Origin of the sequence: Thermomonas sp. XSG (assembly GCF_014678725.1) — a bacterium.
GTDB lineage: Bacteria > Pseudomonadota > Gammaproteobacteria > Xanthomonadales > Xanthomonadaceae > Thermomonas.
The window spans coordinates 2,534,872-2,555,906 of sequence record NZ_CP061497.1 but is presented as its reverse complement, the minus strand read 5'-3'; the positions used below and the strand labels follow the sequence as shown (position 1 = coordinate 2,555,906).

20 protein-coding genes and 1 tRNA gene are annotated in these 21,035 nt (G+C 69.6%); 6 read left to right on the top strand and 15 right to left on the bottom strand.

What is annotated here, in order from left to right:
• Position 1: 1 nt before the first annotated feature.
• Genes ICG51_RS12000 through rnt form a run of 3 tightly spaced genes read left to right on the top strand, consistent with a single transcriptional unit; the run spans position 2 to position 2,279 of the window.
• Positions 2 to 823, top strand: a complete 822-nt coding sequence (locus ICG51_RS12000; RefSeq protein ID WP_190280579.1) for a DUF692 domain-containing protein — start codon at positions 2 to 4, stop codon at positions 821 to 823.
• A complete protein-coding gene (locus ICG51_RS11995; RefSeq protein ID WP_190280578.1) occupies positions 820 to 1,569 on the top strand; it encodes a putative DNA-binding domain-containing protein in 750 nt (249 codons plus the stop codon). The genes ICG51_RS12000 and ICG51_RS11995 overlap by 4 nt, the downstream gene beginning before the upstream one ends.
• Positions 1,570 to 1,610: 41 nt before the next feature.
• Complete coding sequence (rnt, locus tag ICG51_RS11990; RefSeq protein WP_190280577.1) at positions 1,611 to 2,279, top strand: ribonuclease T; 669 nt, start codon at positions 1,611 to 1,613, stop codon at positions 2,277 to 2,279.
• A gap of 160 nt (positions 2,280 to 2,439) precedes the next feature.
• On the opposite strand, the gene ICG51_RS11985 is transcribed toward rnt, so the two are convergent.
• From ICG51_RS11985 to rnr, 3 genes are all read right to left on the bottom strand, one after another.
• A complete protein-coding gene (locus tag ICG51_RS11985) occupies positions 2,440 to 2,706 on the bottom strand; it encodes a hypothetical protein (RefSeq protein WP_190280576.1) in 267 nt (88 codons plus the stop codon).
• Positions 2,706 to 3,452, bottom strand: a complete 747-nt coding sequence (rlmB, locus tag ICG51_RS11980) for a 23S rRNA (guanosine(2251)-2'-O)-methyltransferase RlmB (RefSeq protein ID WP_190280575.1) — start codon at positions 3,450 to 3,452, stop codon at positions 2,706 to 2,708. The genes ICG51_RS11985 and rlmB overlap by 1 nt, the downstream gene beginning before the upstream one ends.
• 157 nt (positions 3,453 to 3,609) lie before the next feature.
• The gene (gene rnr / locus ICG51_RS11975; RefSeq protein WP_223809596.1) at positions 3,610 to 5,904 is read right to left on the bottom strand and encodes a ribonuclease R; all 2,295 of its coding nucleotides are present in this window, start codon (positions 5,902 to 5,904) and stop codon (positions 3,610 to 3,612) included.
• A gap of 214 nt (positions 5,905 to 6,118) precedes the next feature.
• On the opposite strand from rnr, the gene ICG51_RS11970 reads away from it, so the two are divergent.
• A tRNA-Leu gene (locus ICG51_RS11970) sits at positions 6,119 to 6,203 on the top strand.
• A gap of 107 nt (positions 6,204 to 6,310) precedes the next feature.
• Here the strand turns inward: ICG51_RS11970 and ICG51_RS11965 are convergent.
• Genes ICG51_RS11965 through lexA form a run of 4 tightly spaced genes read right to left on the bottom strand, consistent with a single transcriptional unit; the run spans position 6,311 to position 12,055 of the window.
• A complete protein-coding gene (locus tag ICG51_RS11965) occupies positions 6,311 to 9,418 on the bottom strand; it encodes an error-prone DNA polymerase (protein ID WP_223809590.1) in 3,108 nt (1,035 codons plus the stop codon).
• Positions 9,394 to 10,827, bottom strand: coding sequence for a DNA polymerase Y family protein (locus tag ICG51_RS11960; RefSeq protein WP_190280573.1), 1,434 nt, complete (start codon positions 10,825 to 10,827; stop codon positions 9,394 to 9,396). The genes ICG51_RS11965 and ICG51_RS11960 overlap by 25 nt, the downstream gene beginning before the upstream one ends.
• A gap of 3 nt (positions 10,828 to 10,830) precedes the next feature.
• Positions 10,831 to 11,445, bottom strand: a complete 615-nt coding sequence (gene imuA / locus ICG51_RS11955) for a translesion DNA synthesis-associated protein ImuA (protein ID WP_190280572.1) — start codon at positions 11,443 to 11,445, stop codon at positions 10,831 to 10,833.
• 1 nt (position 11,446) lies between these two features.
• Complete coding sequence (gene lexA, locus ICG51_RS11950; RefSeq protein WP_223809446.1) at positions 11,447 to 12,055, bottom strand: transcriptional repressor LexA; 609 nt, start codon at positions 12,053 to 12,055, stop codon at positions 11,447 to 11,449.
• 97 nt (positions 12,056 to 12,152) lie between these two features.
• Between lexA and ICG51_RS11945 the strand changes: the two genes are divergently transcribed.
• Both ICG51_RS11945 and ICG51_RS11940 read left to right on the top strand, forming a co-directional pair.
• Positions 12,153 to 12,716: an isochorismatase family cysteine hydrolase gene (locus tag ICG51_RS11945; RefSeq protein ID WP_190280570.1), complete on the top strand. Its 564-nt coding sequence runs from the start codon at positions 12,153 to 12,155 to the stop codon at positions 12,714 to 12,716.
• Complete coding sequence (locus ICG51_RS11940; protein ID WP_190280569.1) at positions 12,713 to 13,834, top strand: DNA topoisomerase IB; 1,122 nt, start codon at positions 12,713 to 12,715, stop codon at positions 13,832 to 13,834. The genes ICG51_RS11945 and ICG51_RS11940 overlap by 4 nt, the downstream gene beginning before the upstream one ends.
• Positions 13,835 to 13,955: 121 nt before the next feature.
• Here the strand turns inward: ICG51_RS11940 and ICG51_RS11935 are convergent, their stop codons facing one another.
• The 8 genes from ICG51_RS11935 to ICG51_RS11900 form a co-directional block, all read right to left on the bottom strand.
• Positions 13,956 to 14,909 carry a Ku protein gene (locus ICG51_RS11935; RefSeq protein ID WP_190280568.1) on the bottom strand — a complete coding sequence of 318 codons (954 nt, stop codon included), beginning with the start codon at positions 14,907 to 14,909 and terminating at the stop codon, positions 13,956 to 13,958.
• A 14-nt stretch (positions 14,910 to 14,923) separates the two neighbouring features.
• Positions 14,924 to 15,904 carry an SDR family oxidoreductase gene (locus ICG51_RS11930; RefSeq protein ID WP_223809445.1) on the bottom strand — a complete coding sequence of 327 codons (981 nt, stop codon included), beginning with the start codon at positions 15,902 to 15,904 and terminating at the stop codon, positions 14,924 to 14,926.
• A 73-nt stretch (positions 15,905 to 15,977) separates the two neighbouring features.
• The gene (locus tag ICG51_RS11925; protein WP_190280566.1) at positions 15,978 to 16,370 is read right to left on the bottom strand and encodes a low affinity iron permease family protein; all 393 of its coding nucleotides are present in this window, start codon (positions 16,368 to 16,370) and stop codon (positions 15,978 to 15,980) included.
• A 22-nt stretch (positions 16,371 to 16,392) separates the two neighbouring features.
• The gene (locus ICG51_RS11920; RefSeq protein WP_190280565.1) at positions 16,393 to 16,977 is read right to left on the bottom strand and encodes an RES family NAD+ phosphorylase; all 585 of its coding nucleotides are present in this window, start codon (positions 16,975 to 16,977) and stop codon (positions 16,393 to 16,395) included.
• 345 nt (positions 16,978 to 17,322) lie between these two features.
• Positions 17,323 to 18,423 (bottom strand): BON domain-containing protein, encoded by a 1,101-nt coding sequence (locus ICG51_RS11915; RefSeq protein WP_190280564.1) that lies wholly within the window; start codon positions 18,421 to 18,423, stop codon positions 17,323 to 17,325.
• A gap of 298 nt (positions 18,424 to 18,721) precedes the next feature.
• The gene (locus ICG51_RS11910; protein WP_190280563.1) at positions 18,722 to 18,937 is read right to left on the bottom strand and encodes a hypothetical protein; all 216 of its coding nucleotides are present in this window, start codon (positions 18,935 to 18,937) and stop codon (positions 18,722 to 18,724) included.
• Positions 18,934 to 20,277, bottom strand: a complete 1,344-nt coding sequence (locus ICG51_RS11905; RefSeq protein WP_190280562.1) for a sigma-54 dependent transcriptional regulator — start codon at positions 20,275 to 20,277, stop codon at positions 18,934 to 18,936. The genes ICG51_RS11910 and ICG51_RS11905 overlap by 4 nt, the downstream gene beginning before the upstream one ends.
• Positions 20,278 to 20,604: 327 nt before the next feature.
• Positions 20,605 to 20,970 (bottom strand): response regulator, encoded by a 366-nt coding sequence (locus tag ICG51_RS11900; protein WP_190280561.1) that lies wholly within the window; start codon positions 20,968 to 20,970, stop codon positions 20,605 to 20,607.
• Between the last annotated feature and the right edge of the window lie 65 nt (positions 20,971 to 21,035).

Sequence of the window (21,035 nt, the reverse complement as noted above, 5' to 3'; positions counted from 1 at the left end):
CGTGGCTGAGGCCCTGCCCCAGCACGGCGCCGGGCTTGGCCTGCGCCGCGCGCTGCTGGACGAATTGATCGGGGCGCCTGCGGGCGCCTTCGATTTTCTGGAATGCGCGCCGGACAACTGGATCGGCGTCGGTGGCGCGCTCGGCGGGCAGCTGGAAACGCTGACGGCGCGGCATCCGCTGAGCTGCCACGGCCTGTCGCTGTCGCTGGGCGGCCCGGATCCGCTGGACCACGCGTTCCTGCGCCAGACCCGCGATTTCCTGGATCGCCACCGCGTCGCGCTCTACAGCGAGCACCTGAGCTACTGCGCAGCAAACGGCCATCTCTACGACCTGCTGCCGCTGCCGTTCACCGAAGAAGCCGTTCGCCACGTCGCCGCGCGCATCCGCCAGGTGCAGGACGCACTGGGCCGGCGCATCGCGGTGGAGAACGTCAGCTATTACGCGGCGCCGCACCGGCAGCTTGCCGAAACCGATTTCGTCAACGCGGTGCTGGCCGAAGCCGATTGCGACCTGCTGCTGGACGTCAACAACGTCTACGTCAACGCGATCAACCACGGCTACGACGCGCGCGCCTTCATCGCGGCGATGCCGACGCAGCGCATCGCCAGCTACCACGTCGCCGGCCACTTCGACGAGGCCGACGACCTCAAGATCGACACCCACGGCACGGCGGTGAAGGACGACGTGTGGGCGCTGCTCAGCTTCGCCTACGCCACCCACGGCGTGCGCCCCACCCTGCTGGAGCGCGACTTCAACTTCCCGCCGCTGCCGGTGCTGCTGGACGAGGTGGCGCGCATCCGTGCACTGCAGGCCGCGGCATGAGCGCGCTGCACGACCAGCTGCACGCGCTGGCCGCGCACGTGCGCGATCCGGCCACGCACCCCGGGCCGCCCGGCATCGAGGACCGGCGGCTGGCGGTCTATCGCGAGCTGGTGGCCAACAACCTGGACGGCCTGCTGGCCGGCACCTTCCCGGTGATCCGCAGGACCCTGGGCGATGCCGACTGGCAGGCGCTGCTGCGCCGCCTCCTCATCAACCACCGCAGCGAAACCCCGCTGTTCACCCGGCTGGGACTGGAGTTCATCGCCTTCCTCGAGGCCGCGGAAGCGCCCGCGCGGCCATGGCTGGCCGAGCTGGCGCACTACGAATGGGCCGAGCTGGGCCTGCAGCTCAGCGACGCCGCGCTGCCTGCGCACGATCCCGATGGCGATCTGCTGGGCGGCGTGCCACTGGTGTCGCCGTTGGCGTGGCCGCTGGCCTACCGTTGGCCGGTGCACCGGCTCGGCCCGGACTGCCAGCCCACCGAACCACCGCCCGCACCCACGCTGGTGCTGCTGCGCCGCGATCCCGGCGGCCGCGTCCATTTCTCGATGCTGTCCCCGCTGCTGTACCGCCTGCTGGCGCTGGTTTCCGCCAACGAAGGGCGCAGCGGCCGGGCACTGTTGCGCCAGCTGGCGGAGGAAGCCGGCCACCCCGATTTCGATGCGTTCCTCGGCGAGGCACTGCCGATGCTGGAACGGCTGCGCGACGAAGGCGTGCTACTGGGCACCGCGCCGCCCGCGCGGTGAACGCAACGGGGGCCAGCGGCTCGCTCTGCTAGGCTTTGTCGATGACCGATACGCAAGACGCACCCGCCTTCGCGGCGATGGCCGAGCGCTTCCGCGGCTACCTGCCGGTGGTGGTGGACGTGGAAACCGGCGGCTTCGACTGGAACAAGCACGCCCTGCTGGAGATCGCGGCAATCCCGATCGAACTGGATGCGGCCGGCAACTACGTGCCGGGCGAAGTCGCGCATGCGCACATCGCCCCTGCGCCCGGCACCAGCATCGACCCGAAATCGCTGGAGGTCACCGGCATCAAGATCGGTCATCCTCTGCGCGGCGAAGTGGACGAGCGCACCGGGCTGGACGCGATCTTCGTGCCGGTGCGCGCCGCAGTGAAGAAGCACGGCTGCCAGCGCGCCATCCTGGTGGGCCACAACGCCCATTTCGACCTCAATTTCCTCAATGCCGCGGTCGCCCGCGTCCAGCACAAGCGCAACCCGTTCCATCCATTCAGCGTGTTCGACACGGTGACGATGGCCGGCCTGGCCTATGGCCAGACCGTGCTGGCGCGCGCGGCAATGGCTGCCGGGCTTGGCTGGGATCCCAGCCAGGCGCATTCGGCGGTATACGACACCGAGCAGACCGCGAAGTTGTTCTGTGCGATTGCAAACAGCTGGGTTCGTCCTGCCCCGTCGCCGAACGCCGTACCCGCAGCGGCTGGGGACACGCCGTGAATTCCCACGCCGTGGGGCCGGCCTGCGATGGAACATCGCAGGCGTTCGGCTGCACGCGAAGCGATGCTTCGCAAACGCTTGCCTCACCTATCTAGGCGAATCGGCGCCATCCACGGCACGGATTGTCCCTGCGCTCGCTACGGGCGCGTCGCCCGGCGGCTCACTGGGGCCCAGGACGCTTCGCCCTGAGCGTCCGCACGATCCCGTAGGCGCTGATCGCCATCCACACGGCTTCCAGCACGAACACCGACACGTTGAACTTGCCCAGCAGCGACACCAGCACACCGCCGGAGCCGAACAGGTTCAGCAGCTGGTAGACGATGCCGGTGCCGGACAGCTTGCCGGCCTGCAGCAGGAAGAACGCCACCAGCACCGCCAGTGTCCCGGCGATGCCTACCCAGTCGTACCACATCAGGTTCAAGGCCATCACGCGCTCCTTTGCCGCACGGCTTCGAACAGCGCCACGCCGCTGGCGACCGACACGTTGAGGCTCTCGAAACCGCCCGGCATGGGGATCTTCACCAGCTGGTCGCAGTTCTCGCGGGTGAGCCGGCGCAGGCCTTCGCCCTCGCTGCCCATCACCAGGGCCACGTTGCCCTTCAGGTCGATGGCGTACAGCGACGCGTCCGCCTCGCCGGCCAACCCGTAGATCCACACGCCGGCCTTCTGCAGGTCACGCAGGGTGCGCGAGAGGTTGGTCACGCTGAAGATCGGCAGGGTGTCAGCCGCGCCGGCCGAAGTCTTGCGCACGGTGGCGTTGACCTGCACCGCCTTGTCCTTGGGAATCACCACCGCGGTCGCGCCCGCCGCCGCCGCGCTACGCAGGCAGGCGCCGAGGTTGTGCGGGTCCTGCACGCCGTCCAGCACCAGCAGCAGCGCCTTGCCTTCGGCGGCTTCGATCAACGCCGGCAGCTCATGCTCGTCCCAGGTCTTCGCCGCCGCGTAGCGCGCCGCCGCGCCCTGGTGGCGCACGCCGCCGGCCACGCCGTCCAGCGCCTGCTGGGCGACCCGGCGCACGTCGATGTCCTTGCGCCGCGCCTGCTGCTCGATTTCGGTGATGCGCGGATTCTTGCCGCCGGCTTCCAGCAGCACTTCGCGCACGTGTTCGGCGTCGTGTTCCAGCGCGGAAGCCACCGCGTTCAGGCCGACGATCCATTGGGAGGATTTGCTCATGCGGCTATTGTGATGCACGCGCAAATCCGGCGCACCCGGCGCGGGGCGGGAAATTGCGGAATGCCGGCCATCGACGGCCGGCAGCCGCGCCCCGAACGGAACGCGCGCGGAGGCGGAGCAGCAGTCCGCCGCCCCGCGCCGCGCACCCCCAGCCCGCTCAGTACCGCTTCTTCTGCCGCTTGGCCGGCTTGCCGCGTTCCGGCAGCGCCGGCAGGCCGGCGTCTTCCTCGGCCAGGCGGAAGTCGATCTTGCGCTCTTCCACGCTGGCCTTCAGCACCACGATGCGGACGCGGTCGCCGAGCCGGAACTCGCGGCCGCGGCGCTCGCCGGTGAGCGTCTTGCGCACCGCATCGAAGTGGTAGAAGTCGCGCGGCAGCTGGGTCACGTGGACCAGGCCGTTCACCTTGGAATCGTCCAGTTCCACGAACAGGCCGAAGCTGGTGACGCCGCTGATGGTGCCGTCGAACTCCTTGCCGACATGGCTTTCCATCCACGCCGCGCGGTAGCGCTCGTCGACCTCGCGCTGGGCCTCGTCGGCGCGGCGCGAGCGCTCCGAGCACTGCAGCGACAGGCTGGCCATTTCGTGCGGCGAGTATTCGTAGGCTTCCGGCCGGCCGCCGGCCAGCGCGTGCTTGATCGCGCGATGCACCAGCAGGTCCGGGTAGCGGCGGATCGGCGAGGTGAAGTGCGCGTAGGCCTCCAGCGCCAGGCCGAAGTGCCCGATGTTGTCCGGCGCGTACACCGCCAGCGACTGGCTGCGCAGGATCACCGACTCCAGCAGCGCGGCGTCGGGGCGTTCGCGGATCTTCTCGAGCAGTGCGCGCAGGTCCTTCGGCCGCACCTTGGCCCACGGCGGGACGCGCAGCTGGAATTCCTTGAGGAATTCCTCCAGGTCGGCGTACTTGGATTCCGGCGGCCTGTCGTGGTCGCGGTAGGGCGCGGGGACGCGCGCCTGCATCAGGTACAGCGCGGCCTGCACGTTGGCCGCGATCATGCACTCTTCGATCAGCTTGTGGGCGTCGTTGCGCTGGAGCATGCCGGCCTGGGTCACCACGCCCTTGGCGTCCAGCACGAAGCGCACTTCGCTGCTCTCGAACTCGATCGCTCCGCGCTTGGCACGCGCCCTGTCCAGCACCTTGTAGAGCTGGTGCAGGCGCTGCACCTGCGGCAGCAGGGGGCCGATCTTCGCCAGCGCGGCGTCGTGTTCGTCCTCCGGGATGCCCTCGCCCACCGCGTTCCACACGTCGGTGTAGGTCAGGCGCGCGTGCGAGTGCATCACCGCCTCGTAGAACCGGCTCGACGTGACGATGCCGTCGCGGCCCACCTGCATGTCGCAGCAGAAGCACAGCCGGTCCACCGCCGGGTTGAGCGAGCAGATGCCGTTGCTGAGCGTTTCCGGCAGCATCGGCACCACGAAGCCGGGGAAATAGACCGAGGTCGCGCGCAGCTGCGCCTCGTCGTCAAGCGGCGTGCCGGGCCGCACGTAGTGCGAAACGTCGGCGATCGCGACGATCAGGCGGAAGCCGTCTGCGTTGGGTTCGCACCACACCGCATCGTCGAAATCCTTGGCGTCCTCGCCATCGATCGTCACCAGCGGCACGCGCCGCAGGTCGACGCGCGAGGCGGTTTCGTCGTACTGGACCTCCAGCGGCACCGCAGTGGCCTGCGCCAGCACCTCGGGGGGGAACTCGTGCGGGATGTCATGGCCGTGGATGGCCGCCTCCACCGCCTGCGAGGCGGTGAGCTTGTCGCCCAGCACCGCCAGCACGCGGCCGATCGGCGGGCGGTGCGCGTCCTGCGGGGTGGTGATTTCCACCACCACCAGCTGGCCCGCCCTCGCATCGTTGCGCGCGTCCTGCGGCACCATCACGTTGCGCTGGATGCGCTTGTCGTCCGGCACCACGTAGGCGATGCCCAGCTCCTCGGTATAGCGCCCCAGCAGCCGGGTCAGGCGGCGTTCCAGCACCTCGACGATGGTCGCTTCGCCGCGCCCGCGCCGGTCCATGCCGGTGAGGCTGACCAGCACGCGGTCGCCGTGGCTGACCTTGCGCATCTCGTACGGCGGCAGGAACAGGTCGTCGCCGCCCTTCTCCGGGCGCAGGAAGCCGAAGCCGTCGGGGTTGGCGATCACGCTGCCGGCGATCAGTTCGGCCTGCGCCGCCGGCACATAGCCGCCGCGCCGGTTCTGCAGCAGCTGGCCGGCGCGCAGCATGGCGCCGAGGCGCTTCTGCAGGGCCTCGAAACGGTCCGGCTCAGTCAGCTCGAGCTTCTGCGCGAGCGCCTGGTCGTCCATCGGCCCGTCCTGCGCAGCCAGCACCTGCAGGATCATTTCGCGGCTGGCGATCGGTTTTTCGTAGCGCTGCGCTTCGCGATGCGCGTGCGGATCGGCGACGGGCGCCGACGTCGGCCGCGGCGCGCGTCGGCCCGGGCCGCCCGCTGGCGGTTCGGGCATCCAACCCGGCCGCTTGCCGGCACCCTTGGCCGGTGATCCACTGGTCTTGCCGGCACCTTTGACGGTGCCGGCCCCCTTGCCGCGGCCCTGGCCGCGCTTGCTGGGAGGTTTACTCATCCCGCGATGGTACAGGCCCGGCGTGAACCGCACGCGCAGCCACAAATAACTGTTGACAGCCCAGGCGCATCTCTGGAGAATGCGCGGCTCACCACCGGCCCAGGTGGCGGAATTGGTAGACGCACTAGTTTCAGGTACTAGCGGGTAAAACCGTGGAGGTTCGAGTCCTCTCCTGGGCACCACAGTGGTTCTGAAGAAGCCCGCGCAAGCGGGCTTTTTTGTTGCCTGTCGCAAGCCGCGCAGTGGCCTCGATGCCGGCACGATCACGGGTCGACGGCCTGCCGCGCGCTCAGTGGAAATCGCGGCTGCGCACGTCCAGGCTGCCGAGCAGCGGAGTCAGGTCATGCAGGCGCCTGGCGATCAGGTGGCGCACGCCGTGTTCGGCTTCCAGCCGCCCCTCCACCATCATCAACTTCGACTCCAGGAACGGCTGCCGCTGCTGGTCGGCCACCTGCTTCCAGACCACCACGTTGATCATCCCGTGCTCGTCCTCCAAGGTCACGAAGGTGACGCCGCTGGCGGTCTGCGGACGCTGGCGCCCCACCACCAGCCCGGCTGCGGCGATGTGCCGGCCTGACGGAATCCGCGGCAGCTCCCGCGAGCTGCGGCAGCGACGCGCCCGCAGCTGCGCGCGCAGGCGCGCCAGCGGGTGCCGGCCAAGCGTGGTGCCCACGGTGGCGTAATCGGCGAACAGGTCTTCGCCGGCCGTCGGCAGCGGCAGTGCCACTTGGCCCTCGCGCGGCTGCGTCGCCGCACCCAGCAAGGGACGCTGTTCCTCCACGCCGGCCACCTCCCAGCGCGCACGATGGCGATGACCGGCCAACCCGCGCAGCGCGCCGGCGTCGGCCAGCGCTTCGCGGGCACGGCTGTCCAGCCTGGCGCGCTCGGCCAGATCGGCGACGTCGGCGAAGGCCTGCGTCGCCCTCGCCCGTTCGATCCACCGCGCACTGTCCTCGTTGAAGCCCTTCACCATGCACAGCCCCATCCGCAATGCGAACGCGCCATGCCGATCGGCCTCCAGGCTGCACGCCCAGCCGCTGTGGCGCACGTCGACCGGGCGCACTTCCACCCCGTGCCGGCGCGCATCCTGCAGCAGCTGGTCGGGGCTGTAGAACCCCATCGGCTGGCTGTTGAGCAGGGCGCAGGTGAAAGCCGCGGGATGGTGGCATTTGAGCCAGCTGCTGGCATAGGTGAGCAGGGCGAAGCTGGCCGCGTGCGACTCCGGGAAGCCGTAGCTGCCGAAGCCTTTGATCTGCTCGAAGATGCGCGCCGCGAATCCGGCGCCGTAGCCTCGCGCCAGCATGCCGGCGGTCAGCTTGTCGCGATGGTGTTCCAGCCCGCCGTGGCGCTTCCATGCCGCCATCGAACGGCGCAGGTCATCGGCCTCGCCGGGCGTGTAGCCCGCGGCGACGATGGCCAACTCCATCACCTGCTCCTGGAACAGCGGCACGCCCAGCGTGCGCTCGAACACGCGCTCCAGTTCCTTCGAGGGATAACGCACCGGTTCCTCGCCGGTACGCCGGCGCAGGTAGGGATGCACCATATCGCCCTGGATCGGCCCCGGGCGCACGATCGCCACCTCGATCACCAGATCGTAGAAGGTGCGCGGCTGCAGCCGCGGCAGCATCGCCATCTGCGCGCGCGATTCGATCTGGAACACGCCGATGGTGTCGGCGCGGCAGATCATGTCGTAGGTGGCGGGATCTTCCGCCGGGATCGTCGCCAGCGACAGGTCGCGCCCGTGGTGGGCGCGCAGCAGGTCGAGGCAGCGCCGCAGCGCGGTGAGCATGCCCAGCGCGAGGATGTCGACCTTGAGCAGCCCGACTGCATCGAGGTCGTCCTTGTCCCACTGCACCACGGTGCGCCCGTCCATGGCCGCGTTCTCGACCGGGACCAGGGTGGACAGCGGCTGCTCGGAGATCACGAACCCGCCCGGATGCTGCGATAGGTGGCGCGGGAAGCCCACCAGCTCCCCCGCCAGCACCAGCACCCGCCGCAACAGCGGGCTGTCGGGGTCGAAGCCCTTTTCGCGCAGGCGCTCCGGCGGCGGCAACGCATCGCTCCAGCGGCCCACGCAGCCGGCCAGCGTGTCGACCTGGTCCGGCGGCAACCCCAGCGCCTTGGCCACGTCGCGGATCGCACCGGCGCCGTGGTAGCTGCTGGCCACCGCGGTGAGCGCGGCGCGGGCGCGGCCGTAGCGCTGGAAGATGTACTGGATGACCTCCTCGCGCCGCTCGTGCTCGAAATCGACGTCGATGTCCGGCGGCTCGTCGCGCTCCTTCGAGACGAAACGCTCGAACAGCATGCCGATCCGGTCGGGATCGATCTCGGTGATGCCCAGCGCATAGCAGACCACCGAGTTCGCTGCCGAGCCGCGGCCCTGGCAGAGGATGCCGAGGCTGCGGGCGTGGCGCACGATGTCGTGCACGGTCAGGAAATAGCCCTCGTAGCGCAGTTCGGCGATCAGGCCCAGTTCCTTGTCGGCCAGCGCGCGCGCCTTGCGCGGAACCGCCTGCGGCCAGCGCCAGCGCAGGCCCTGTTCGGTCAACGCACGCAACCAGCTGGCGGGCGTCTGCCCGGCCGGCACCAGCTCCTGCGGATACTGGTAGCGCAGTTCGCCCAGATCGAAGCGGCAGCGTCGGGCGATGCGCGCGGACTCCGCGAGCAGCTCCGGCGGGTACAGCCCGGCCAGTGCGTGCAGCGGACGCAGATGGCGCTCGCCGTTCGGAAACAGCCGCAGGCCGGCTTCCGCCACCGTGGTGCGATGGCGGATCGCGGTCATCACGTCCTGCAGGGCGCGGCGCCCGCGCGCGTGCATGTGCACGTCGCCGGCGGCGACCAGCGGCAGGTCCAGCGTCCTGCCGAGCACCTGCAGGGCCGCGAGTTTCTCCGCATCGCGCTGGCCGCGGTGCAGTTCCACCGCGACCCACAGCCGCGCCGGGAACATCCCCCGCAACCAGTGCCCGTCCCGGCAGTCGGTCGGATCATCCGGAATCCACAGTGCTGAAAGTCCGTCCAGCGGGTCGGAAAAGTCCTCGTGCAGCAGTCGGTATTCGCCCTTCGGCGCGCGTCGGCGGGCGGTGGTGACCAGCCGGCACAGCGCCTGGTAGCCGGCAAGGTTCTCGACCAGCAGCACCAGTTTCGGGCCACCCTCGATCCGCATCTCGCTGCCGACGATCAGCGGCAACCCCACCGCCTTCGCCGCCTGCCAGGCGCGCACGATGCCGGCCAGCGTGCATTCGTCGGTGATCGCCAAGGCCGTGTAGCCGTGCTGCCTAGCGCGCTCGAACAGCTCGCGCGCGCTGGACGCGCCGCGCTGGAACGAGAAGTTCGACAGGCAGTGCAGCTCGGCATAGGGCATCCCCGTGGGACTCATGCGAACCAGCCGTGCAGCCAGTAGTCGCCGTCGTCGCCCACCGGCCGGTACACCCAGGCGCGCTGGCCGGTGGCCAGCTGGGCGATGGCGTAATCGCGGCGGATGTCGCCGTTCCACCAGCCGGACTCGATGCGTTCTGGGCCCGTCAGCAGGCGCGGCGTCGGGCCGCGCAGCGGGATCGGCCGGGCCAGCAGCCAGCCCGGGCGCTGCGGCGGCAGTGCCTGCGCGGCAAGCCGGGCCTCGCCGTGACGGGAGGGAGGCGCCGCGACCTCGCGCCACGCCGCCTCCGGGCGGTGGTCGTCATGGGCGGACAGGCCGTGCACGGCCGTTTCCCCCAGCCGTGCACGCAGGCGCTCGCGCAGCTGTTCCCACGATGTCGCCTGCTGCGGGCGCGCATCGAACAGCTCGCGGTGCGCCGGGATAAACGGCGGCAACTCCTCCGCCACCAGCGCCAGCGCGCGCACGGGCGCGGCCACCTGCGCCTGCTCCAGCCGGCCGCGCGCCAGTTCGAACAGCAGCGCGGGCTCGCGCTCGGGTGCCAGCAATCCGACCGGCACCACGGTGTCCGCACACCCCTCGTGTTCCAGATGCAGCGCGAACCGCTGCACACCGCCATCGCGGCCGGCCAGGAATGCGGCAAGGTCCGCGGTCAGCCGCTTCAGCGGGAACAGCAGCGCCTGCGAGGATTCGACTTCGTAGCCCAGTTCGATCCGCATGGCGAACCGGTCCGGCGGGAGGTACCAGGCCAACGCCAGTTCGCGCTCGCCCAGCAACGCATCCAGGTGCCGCAGGACATCGACCGGGAAGCGCCGCGCCAGCCCGGCGCGTGGCAGGACCATGACCTGCCGCAGCGTGCGCAGGCCCATGCGCTGGAAGGCAGTGGCGACCTCGGGCGCGAAACCGGCGCGCTGCACCGGCAGTTGCCCGAGGGCATGGCGCATCGGCGCGATGCCGGCTACCGCCAGCCCGTCGTGGACATTGGCCAGCGCCCGTGCTGCCGCCGGGTTCGGCGCGGCGACGATGCGGTGGCGGAAGCCCAGCTGCGCCAGCTCTTCCCGCAGCCGGGCCTCGAAACGCGGCCAAGGCCCGAACAGGCCCAGGCTACCTTCGATCTCGACGATCAACGCATGGCCGTATTGGGCGCTGACCTGCGAACTGAAGCGGTAGGCCCAGGCAGCAAGGAAACGGTGCCAGCGGGCCTCTTCGTGCGGGTCGTGTTCGATGATGGCAAAGCTGCCGGCGAGCGCCTGCGCTGCGGCCAGGCCCATGCCCCGGCGCAGGCCGAGCGCGCGGGCAGCCGGATTGACCGCATGCAGTACGCGCCGCTGCGATGGACCCGCGACCAGCGCCAGCGGCGCATCGGGTTCGGCGCAGCGCCGCAGCACGCCGTCCAGCGCGAGCTGCGGCAGCAGGATGCAGGCCCAGCGCATGGCCTAGCCTGCAAGCGGGATCGGCCGCGGCGGTGCCAACCCGCCGCGGCACTTGAGCACGCGCAGCTGCGCCGGGCGCGCGTCGATGGCGATGCGCAGCGCCGCCGGCGAGGGATTGCGCGCGGCGGTGAGCGGCCGGATTGCGAACGCCAGAGTGCGCCCCGATTCTGCGGCCACCTGCAGCCGCCGCAGCGCGCGGTCGTCGGCGGCCAGCGGCCAGCACAGCACCGCGCCGCAGCTGCCCGAACGCAGGCACTGTTCGGCCGCCCACAGGGCATCACGGGGCGACCCGGCCTCGACCACCTGCAGCTGGCGCAATTCGATTCCCGCTGCCTGCCAGGCCGGCGCGAACGGGATGTAGGGCGGCGCCACCAGCACGATGCGTTCGCCGGCCTGCGACAGCCGCGCCAGCGCCGGCCACAGCAATTGCAGCTCACCCACCCCGTCTACCGGGATCAGTAGCTCGCTCAGCGCCGCCTCCGGCCAGCCACCGGTGGGCAGCGCCGCGTCCAGCGCGGCATGCCCGGTGGGCTGTGCGCTCGGCGGCAACGGTGCCGGCTGTCCCTTCCAGACGCGCCGCTGGTGCAGCAGCGCATCGATCGCAACCACCGCGCCCATGTCATCCCCGCCGGACCAGGCCGCAGAACACGCCTTCGACCGCGAAATCCTGCCCCGGCTGGACTTCGATCGGCGCATAGGCCGGATTGCGCGGCAGCAGGCACAGCGTGCCCGCGGCGCGCGCCAGCCGCTTGATGGTCAGCTCACCGTCCAGCCGCACCACCACCACCTGCCCGTCGCGGGCCTCCGGGGTGCGCTTCACCCCGACCAGGTCGCCATCGAGGATGCCGTCTTCGATCATCGAATCGCCCTGCACCCGCAGCAGATAGTCCGGCGTGGCCGAAAACAGCCGGGTATCCAGGGTCAGGGTGTCGGCCAGCCCGGCATCGGCGCCGATCGGCACGCCCGCCGCCACCCGGCCCAGCACCGGCACTCGCAGGAGGTCGGCGCGCGCCCGCATCCCGGCCGGGCGGATGCCGCGCGCCTGCCCGGGGGTGACTTCCACCAGCCCGGCTTCGGCCAGCGCCAGCACGTGCTTCCGCGCGGATGCACGCGTCGCCAGCCCGCAGGCGGCAGCGATCTCGGCCAGGGTCGGCGGCTGGCCGTGGCCGGCCACGCGGTCACGGATGAAGCCGAGGACGGCTGCGCGGCGGGGAGGAAGACTGGCCATAGGATACATTTGTATCCCAAACGCCGGCATTCCGCCAGATCCGCACGGCGGGCGGGTTTCAAGCCGCGTTGACGGACCGCGTGCGAGCGTCTTGCCCATGGCCGGGCCCGCGCTGCTCATCGTCGATGTCATCAACCACTTCGCCTTCGAAGGTGCGCGCCCGCTTGCGGCTGCGGCTAGGGCGATCTGCGCGCCGTTGCGGGCACTGCGCGGCCGCTTCGACGCCGCCGGCTGCCCGGTGGTCTATGCCAACGACAACTGGACGCGCTGGCAGGGCGGCTTTGCGGAACTGGTGGCGTCCTGCCGCGAACGCGGCGGGGCATCGGCGCAGCTGGCGGAAGGCTTGGCACCGGAAGCCGGACACTTCCACCTGCTGAAGCCGAAGCACTCCGCCTTCCGCGCCACCGCACTGCCGATCCTGCTGCAACAGCTGGGCGTGGAACAGCTGGCGATCACCGGCATCGCCACCGATTCCTGCGTGCTGGCCACCGCCTTGGACGCACACATGCGGGGCTACAGGCTGTGGGTACCGGGCGACTGCACGGCTGCGCGCACGCCGGCGCTCCAGCAAGCGGCCATGCACCTGCTGCGGTACACCTGCGGCGCCGAGGTGGCGACAAGCCGCGGCCGGCGCGCCCCCTTCGGGCTTGGACGCGGATGAGCGGCCGCCCCGCCCCCGCCCGCGCGCCCACACGGAACCGGCGTGGCAAACCCACCCGGGACAAGGCACGCAGGCACCGGGATACACACCGCGACGCGCGCCTGCACTATGTCAGCGACGACCTGCCGGGCATCCGCCGCTGCGGACGCACACGCTTCCACTATGTCGGCCCCGGCGGCCAACGCGTCCGCGATGCCGCCACCCTGGCACGCATCCGTGCACTCGCCATTCCGCCGGCATGGACGGACGTGTGGATCTGCCGCGATCCGCGCGGCCATGTGCAGGCCACCGGGCGCGACGCCAAGGGCCGCAAGCAGTACCGCTACCACCCGGCATGGATCCGCCGCAGCCGGCACGACAAGCACGAACGCATCGTCGCGTTCGGCGCAGCGCTGCCGCGACTGCGGCGGGCGCTGCGGCGGGCATTGGCCGGACCTGGCCTGCCGAAGGACAAGGTGGTGGCGATGGTGGTGGCGGTGATGGCCACCACGCTGATCCGCATCGGCAACGCCGAATATGCGGCCAGCAACCGCTCGTACGGCCTGACCACGCTGCGCAACCGGCACGTGCAGGCGATGCGCAGCGGCGGGCTGCGCTTCCGCTTCCGCGGCAAATCGGGCAAGTCGCAGGAGGTGCCGCTGACGGATGCTCGCCTGGTCCGGCTGGTCCGGCGCTGCCAGCAGCTCCCCGGCCAGCACCTGTTCCAGTACGTCGAAGCCGGCAGCTGCCATCCGGTCAGCTCGGCAGACGTCAACCGCTGGCTGCAGGCCGCGATGGGGGAGGATTTCTCGGCCAAGGACTTCCGCACCTGGGGCGCCACCGCACTGGCGTTCCGCGCGCTGGCGACCACTGCGCTGCCGGAGGACGGTGCGGAAGCAGGCGACAGCGAACGCAGCCTGACAGCGTTGGAAAACGCGGTGGTGGAACAGGTGGCGGCGACGCTGGGCAATACCCGGGCGGTGTGCCGCAGCGCCTACATCGATCCTTGCGTGTTCCCGGCTTGGCGCGCTGCGACGCTGGCCCGCTACGCACGCGGCGCAATCGGAGAACGCCAGTGGGAAGCCGCGACGCTGCGTTTCCTGCGCGCGCAGCGGCGCAAGCCGCGGATGCTTGGATAGCACTGCATCGCGCCGCCTTCGGCATGCGCCGGATAACCACTGCCACGCCTTGACCCGCTGTGCCCAGCAGGCGCAGGTCCATGCGCTGTGCATGGACGCTCCTGCTCCGTGCAGCGACGCTTCAGCGCGCCACCTTGGTCCTGGCCGCGCGCTTGGCCGGCTTGGGCTTTGCGGGCGCGGCCTTCCTGGCCGTCTTGGCGGCCTTCGCCGCCTTCGCCGCCTTCGCCGGCTTGTCCGCTTTTGCCGGTTTGGCGGCCCTGGTTGCCGGCGTGCGCCGTTTGGCGTCGATGCTCTTCTGCAGCAGCGACATGAAGTCGACCACGTTGGTGGCGTCGTCGTCGCGCAGCGCGGGCTCGTCCAGCGGCTTGCGGACCTTGCCGCCCTTGGCCTTGATGCGCTTCTCGATCACCTTCTGCAGGCGGGCGCGGAACTCGTCCTTGTAGGCTTCCGGCTTCCAGTCGCTTTCCATGGAGGCGATCAGCGCCTCGGCCATCTCCAGCTCGCGCGGGCTGACCCGGTAGTCGCCAGCCTGCCCGGCGGGAATGGCGTAATCGCCGACATCCACCAGCTCCTGCGGGTAGCGCATCATCACCAGCAGCAGCGCATCGCCTTGCGGCAACAGCGCGCACAGGTTCTCCCTGCTGCGGATCACGATGCGGGCGATCCCGATGCGGCCGGTGCGCTTGAGGGTTTCGCGCAGCAGTACGTAGCCCTTCTCCGCCTTCTTCGCAGGCACCAGCACGTAGGGTTTCTCGAAATACTGCGGGCCGATCGCCTCCACGTCGACGAACGCCTCCACCTCGATGGCATCGTGGCTTTCAGGCGCGGCCGAGCGGATATCCTCCTGCTCCAGCACCACGTAACTGCCCTTGTCGTATTCGAATGCCTTGACGATCTCCTTCCACGGCACTTCCTCGCCGGTTTCGGCGTTGACGCGCTCGTAGCGGATCGGCGATTTGTCGCGCGCATCCAGCATGCGGAATGACAGGTCGGTGCCGCGGGTGCCGGCCATCAGCTGCACCGGGATATTGAGCAGGCCGAAGGACAGCGAACCGGACCAGATCGGGCGTGGCATCGTCGTCCCCCGCGTCAGCCGCGCGGCCCGCCCATCACCGGCAGGACCACGCCGTTGACGTACGAGGCGGTGACCGGCGAGGCCAGAAACACGTAGGCGGGAGAAATCTCCTCCGGCTGCGCCGGCCGGCCCATGTCGCTGTCCTCGCCGAACTTCGCCACGTCCTCCGCCGGCTTGTCGGCGGGATTGAGCGGCGTCCACACCGGCCCGGGCGCCACGCAGTTCACCCGGATGCCGCGTTCCAGCAGGTGGCTGGCCAGCGACTTGGTCCAGGCATGGATCGCGCCCTTGGTGGCCGAATAGTCCAGCAGCTTAGGACTGCCGAACAGCCCGGTTTCCGAACCGGTATTGATGATGCTGCCACCCCGTGGCAGGTGCGGGACGGCCGCGCGTGCCATGTGGAAATAGCCGGCGATATTGGTCTGCAGGGTTTCCTGCAGGCGCGCATCGTCGATGTCTTCGATGCGATCGGCGTGCAGCTGGAACGCGGCATTGTTGACCAGCACGTCGAGCCGGCCGAACGTCTTGCGCACCTCGTCGACCGCGCGCGCGCAAAAGGCACTGTCGCGCACGTCGCCGGCAATGGCGATGCAGCGGCGCCCCTCGGTTTCCACCGCCTTGCGGGTGCGCTCGGCATCTTCGTGTTCGCTCAGGTAGAGGATCGCCACGTCCGCGCCTTCCCGCGCGTACAGCACCGCCACCGCGCGGCCGATGCCGGAATCGCCACCTGTCACCAGCGCGGCCATGCCCTCCAGCTTGCCGCTGCCGACGTAATCCGGCGCCTGCCAGCGCGGCTGCAGTTCCAGCTCGGCCTCGCTGCCGGGCTTGCGCAGGTGCTGCGCCGGCATCGGGTTCTGGGGCTGCCGCCGCGCGCCGGCCTGCACGGCCTTCTTCTTGCCGCCGGCCTTTTTTGCGGCCTTCCTGCGGGGCGCGGCGTCCGCCTCGGCCTGCAACTGGCGCTGGCGGCGCGCGGTGGTGTCTGCTCGGCTGCTCATGGCTGCATCGCCTGTTTCATCCGTTTGCGTAGACGGTGCCCGACGCGCCGTGAAGAAGGCGTCCGCCCGGGCGTCACTTCCGCTCGTGTCCGCGCCGCTTCTCCAGTGCGCAGCCGGCATCGCGTCCAAGCCGCTCGTAGTACTCGCGCAGCGCTTCCAGCTCGGCCTCTTCCATCCGCCCCAGGTCCATCATCGCGTTGTCGGCGTCCTTTACCGCGCGGATCAGCTCGTCCAGCTTGATCTGGATCGCTTCGGTATCGCGGTTCTGCGCGTTCTGGATCAGGAACACCATCAGGAAGGTGACGATGGTTGTGCCGGTATTGATCACCAGCTGCCATTCGGCGGAGTAGTCGAACATCGGTCCGGACACCGCCCAGACCAGGACCATGGTCGCGGCAATGCCGAAGGCGATGGGATTTCCCGCCCAGCGGGACGTGGTCTGGGCGAACCGGCGGAAACCGGCCATGGGCGCCTCCTTGCGCTTGGATTCAGGTGCGGATGCGTTCATCGACGGTGACCGGATGCAGCCGGACCACCACCAGGTGCGCGAAATGCGGATGTTCTGGATTGATGAGGATGTTGCATTCGTCGGGGCACAGCGCGCTCGGCACCCGCAGCGCCAGCGACTTGCCGGCCGCGCGCCAGGCATCGCCGATGGCCTGCACGTGCGCGCGGTAGGGACGCTGGTCCCAATCGTCCAGCAGTTCGGCCTGCACGAGCACATCGTCCACCGGCAGGCTGGCCACCGCCATCACCAGCGCCTCTGGCGTGCGGCCCTCGAGGTGGGCCATGAACTCGAGCATGGCGCCAGCCGGCGACATCGATGTATAGATGACCTGGCCTGCGCGCGAGGTCCAGCGCCCTTCAGCGACGCCATCGGTGCCGCTGAAGGCCTGGGCGGACTTCCTGTCCTCCACGATGCGGTAAACGTGGATCCTGCCGTCCCTGGCGGCATCGTCCTTGCTGGCGGGCAGCACATCGGATGCCGCGGTGGCGGTCGACGACGTGGTGAATGCCGGAGGATCGCTTGCCGGGAAACTGTCCTCAAGCGCTTCGTCCAGATTCCTGTTCATGGCTGTCCTTTGCTCGATGGTTCGCGGGAGTGGCGGCCGTGCAAGCCTGCGCCGGCCTCGGATCAGGGTTGCGCAACGCCTTCCACGCCAATGCATTCTGCAAGGCGCCCGGTGGACAGCGTTTTCACGCGGCACCGCCTGTGTTCACCGCGGCATTCAAGCTGCATATCCGGTTCCCCCGGGCACTCTGCACGCCAGCACCGACATTCGCATCGCACGCTCTGACGGCGGAAAAACCACGCCCCGGTTGGACAGGGCGTGGCCGATCACGAAGCGCAACGTCGTCGGCAGTACCCCGCAGCCAGCGCTCTCGCAGCCGGGCGCAACCCACCACCACGACTGCCGTCAGGAAAGCGAACCCGATCCAGTACTCGTGCCGGAGGACTTCGCCGCACCACCATTCTTGTTCCCGCTGCCGGTGGTGGCTGACGTGCGCATGTCGGACTGCGGAGACGGCGGCGTGGTACCGGAGCCGACGCGGATGTTGTTGCGCACCTCGCGCACGCCGCCACAGGCGTCGGCGATGTCCTCGACGCGATGCTTCTCCCAGCGTTCGTCGACGCTGCCACTCAGGTTCACGGTACCGTTCTGCACCTCCACGGTGATGTTGCGGGCGTCGACAAGGTCATCGTCCATCAGCCGCTCGTTGAGATCCTCGCGGATGCGCTCGTCGCTGCGCGTATAGCTGCTGGGCCCCAGTCCGCGCCGGCTCTGGAAGCTGCGGCCCTGATCGTACTGGCGCTCCCGCCCGCCGTAGCCGGAACGCATCCCGCCCTGCTCGCCTGACCCGTATCCGTATCCACGGCCGTACACATGGCCCTGCTGGGACGATGGATAACCACCCTGCTGCGGGTAGCTGCCCTGTGCATAGCTCTGCTGTGCATAGCCGCCATGGCTGTAGCCCGGCTGGCTGTCGCCGCGGCCCCCGGCGTGGGCGTAGCCCTGTTGCGCACGACTTTCCTGGCTGTAGTCCTGACCGTAACCACGACCCTGCACATGGCCGAAGCCCTGCTGCGGATAGCGGCCCTGTCCGTACCCCTGCTGCGCATAGCCGCCCTGCGAGGGGTCGCGCTGGCCGTAGGCACCTTCGTAGCCGGTAGCACCGGTGCTGCCGATACCGCGCATGTCTTCGTACTGCTGGCTGCTGCCGAACCCGCTGCCGCGCTCCTGCTCGCGGCCGTAGGTGCGCTCGGCTTCATCCATACCGTAGCCACCGCGGATCGCCTCGGCGCGGCGGCCATGGTCGTCATAGGGATAATCGCCGCTGCCCAGGCCCTGTTCACGCCACGGGGCGTGCCGCTGGGCAAAGTCGTCACGGGTGTTGGCGGACGCGTATTCGCCGTACTGCCCGTAATACAGGGATCGCCCGCTTGATCGACTGCCATTGCGATAGCCGGCCTGCCCGCGCACGTCCTGTCCCTGGTTGTCCTGGTTGCGATTGCTCATCCTGGATGTCCTCATGTTGTCCAGCCAATCGCCCGCCACGTGCAGGGCATGCGCGCCCACATCCCACGCCGCCCTCGCGACCGCCTTCAGTTCGCCGGTACCGGTCGTGGTCGAATGTCCGCCGGGAATGGAATTGCGCACGGTGTCCTCCTCGTGATTGCGAATGGCGCGGGCCACGACGGCCCGCCCCAATCACTACGCAAATGCCGTGCCATCCACGCAAGCGTGCTCCCATGCGGCTTCCGGTGTTGCCATGCGGACAGCACGCAGGCAACTCCTTCCGCTTGATGCAGTTCCGTCAGGCCGCACGATGATCCCCGGCCGCGGCCAGCGGCGCATAGAGCAACCGCCGGCATTGCAGGCTGGCGTGCTCGGCCCGGGCGATGAATTCCGCGGCGCGTGCGGCATCGTCCTGCTCCAGCGCATCGCGGGCGATGGACAAGGACAGTTCCAGCACGTTCCACGCATTGCGAAGCGCGTGGTCGCGCTCCGCAGCCTCGGACAATCCGCTCATGCCGCCGCTTCGCCGCATCCCGGGCGTCCCTCGTCGGCGGCGATCCGCGCGAGGTGGTTGTGCACCGTGCGCACGCTGATGCCCAGTGCGCGCGCGGCCGCGGTCTTGTCGTTGTCGAAGTGCGACAGCGTTTTCAGCAGCATGCGACGCTCCATTTCCGCCATCTTGGTGCCGACGCTGAACACGATGCTGGTATCGGTCTCGCGCAGTACCGGCGCCTGTGCCGACACCGGCCCCACCACCACCTGGTTGCCCGGCTCGAGCAGGTAGGCACGCTGCACGGCGCTGCGCAACTCGCGCACGTTGCCGGGCCACAGGTGCCGCATCAGCGTCTTCTCGCAAGCGGGCGCAAGCCGCTTGCGCTGCCCGTAGCGGGCGTTGAGCCGGTCGATGAAGGCGCGCGCCAGCAGCAACACATCTTCGCCGCGGTCGCGCAGCGGCGGCATATGGATGCCGATGTCGGCCAAGCGGTAGTAGAGATCCTCGCGCAATCGGCCTTCGGCCACCGCTTCCAGCGGGTCGCGGTTGGTCGCCGCCACCACCCGCACTGGCACGCGGATGCTCTCGGTCCCGCCGACGCGGGTGATGCAGCCGGTTTCCAGCACCCGCAGCAGATACACCTGCAGTTGGGGCGGCATCTCCGCGATCTCGTCCAGGAACAACGTGCCGTTCTCGGCCTGCTCGAACACGCCGACATGGCGGCTCATCGCGCCGGTGAAGCTGCCACGCTCGTGCCCGAACAGCTGGCTTGCGAGCAGCTCGGCGGGCACTGCGCCGCAGTTCAGGGCAACGAATGCGCCCGTGTTGCCGCTGGCCTCGTGCAGGGTCTTCGCCGCCAGCTCCTTGCCGGTGCCGCTCTCGCCGGTCAACAGCACCGATACATCCGTCGGTGCGATCCGCAGCAGCGCCGCCACTGCCTCACGCAACGGGCGCGAACGCCCCAGCAGGCCGGTCCGCATCAGCTGGTGGTCGGTGGCCAGTCCATGCGCAGTCTCCGCGGCGTGCGCGAACATCGCGGTCAACTCCTCCGCCGGCAACGGCTTGAGCAGGTATTCCACGATCGGCTCGGACACGGCGCGGCGCGCTGTGTCTAGGCAGGGGTGGCCGGTCAGCACCACGATCTTGCCCTGCTGGGCAAGGTCGATGTCCTGCAGCAGGTCCAGCCCGCTGCCATCGGGCAGGTGCAGGTCCAGCAGAATGAGGTCCATCGGGCTGGCCAGCGCTGCCCGCGCCTTCGCCAGCGTGGGCGCCAGGATCACCTCGCAGCCCTGCCGCGCGGCCAAGGCCGCCGTGCACTCACCAAAGTCTGGATCGTCGTCGACGATCAGGATTCTCGCCATTGCCTCGACCATGGAAGCAATTCTGCATCGGGGTGGTTAAGGCCCCTTCCGGATTTGCTCACGCAGCTGAACCGCACCCGAGCGTATCGCTGCGGATTCATGTCGTGCAGGCGCCGGCGGCGTCTGGCGCCACCCTCCAGTGAAGCTCAGCGCGCACGCGTCCTTGAATGCGAGGGCACGGCAGTCATGCCAAGGCGACCGCGCCATGCTCCGCGCCACCATCGCCGGGCACCACCTGCCTGCAAGCTCCGGTTTCAACTCGAAGCAGCTGCCGGACGCCGGGCATCAGTGGCATCAGCGCCTCACCATGCGCCGCGCAAGAAAGGTTCACGGAGCGCCCTCGCCGGATGCACAACCGATCAACCCCTCCACCAGCTCGTGGTAGCAGAACGGTTTGATCAGGCAGCGCGCATTGTGCGTACCGCCCACCGACACGGGCCGGTCACAGGTCAGCAGGAACGGCAACCCCCATCCCCGGGCGGACTGCACGGTGGCTTCCGGATCGTGATTGGGGCGCGTGCCCACCACCAGCGCCTGCGGCGCCTCGATGCAGCGGGAGCGCGCGGCCTCGGCCAGATCCGAGCACATCGCCACCACGCTCGCGCCCGCCAAGGTCAGGGCGTCAGCCAACACGCAGGCCAATGTCCTGTCCGGTTCCACCACCAAAACGCGGAGTCCAAGAAGATCGCGCATGTGCGTCCCATCCTTGCCGTTCTCCCCTGAACAGGCATCATCACACCATCCATGCACGCGCCACC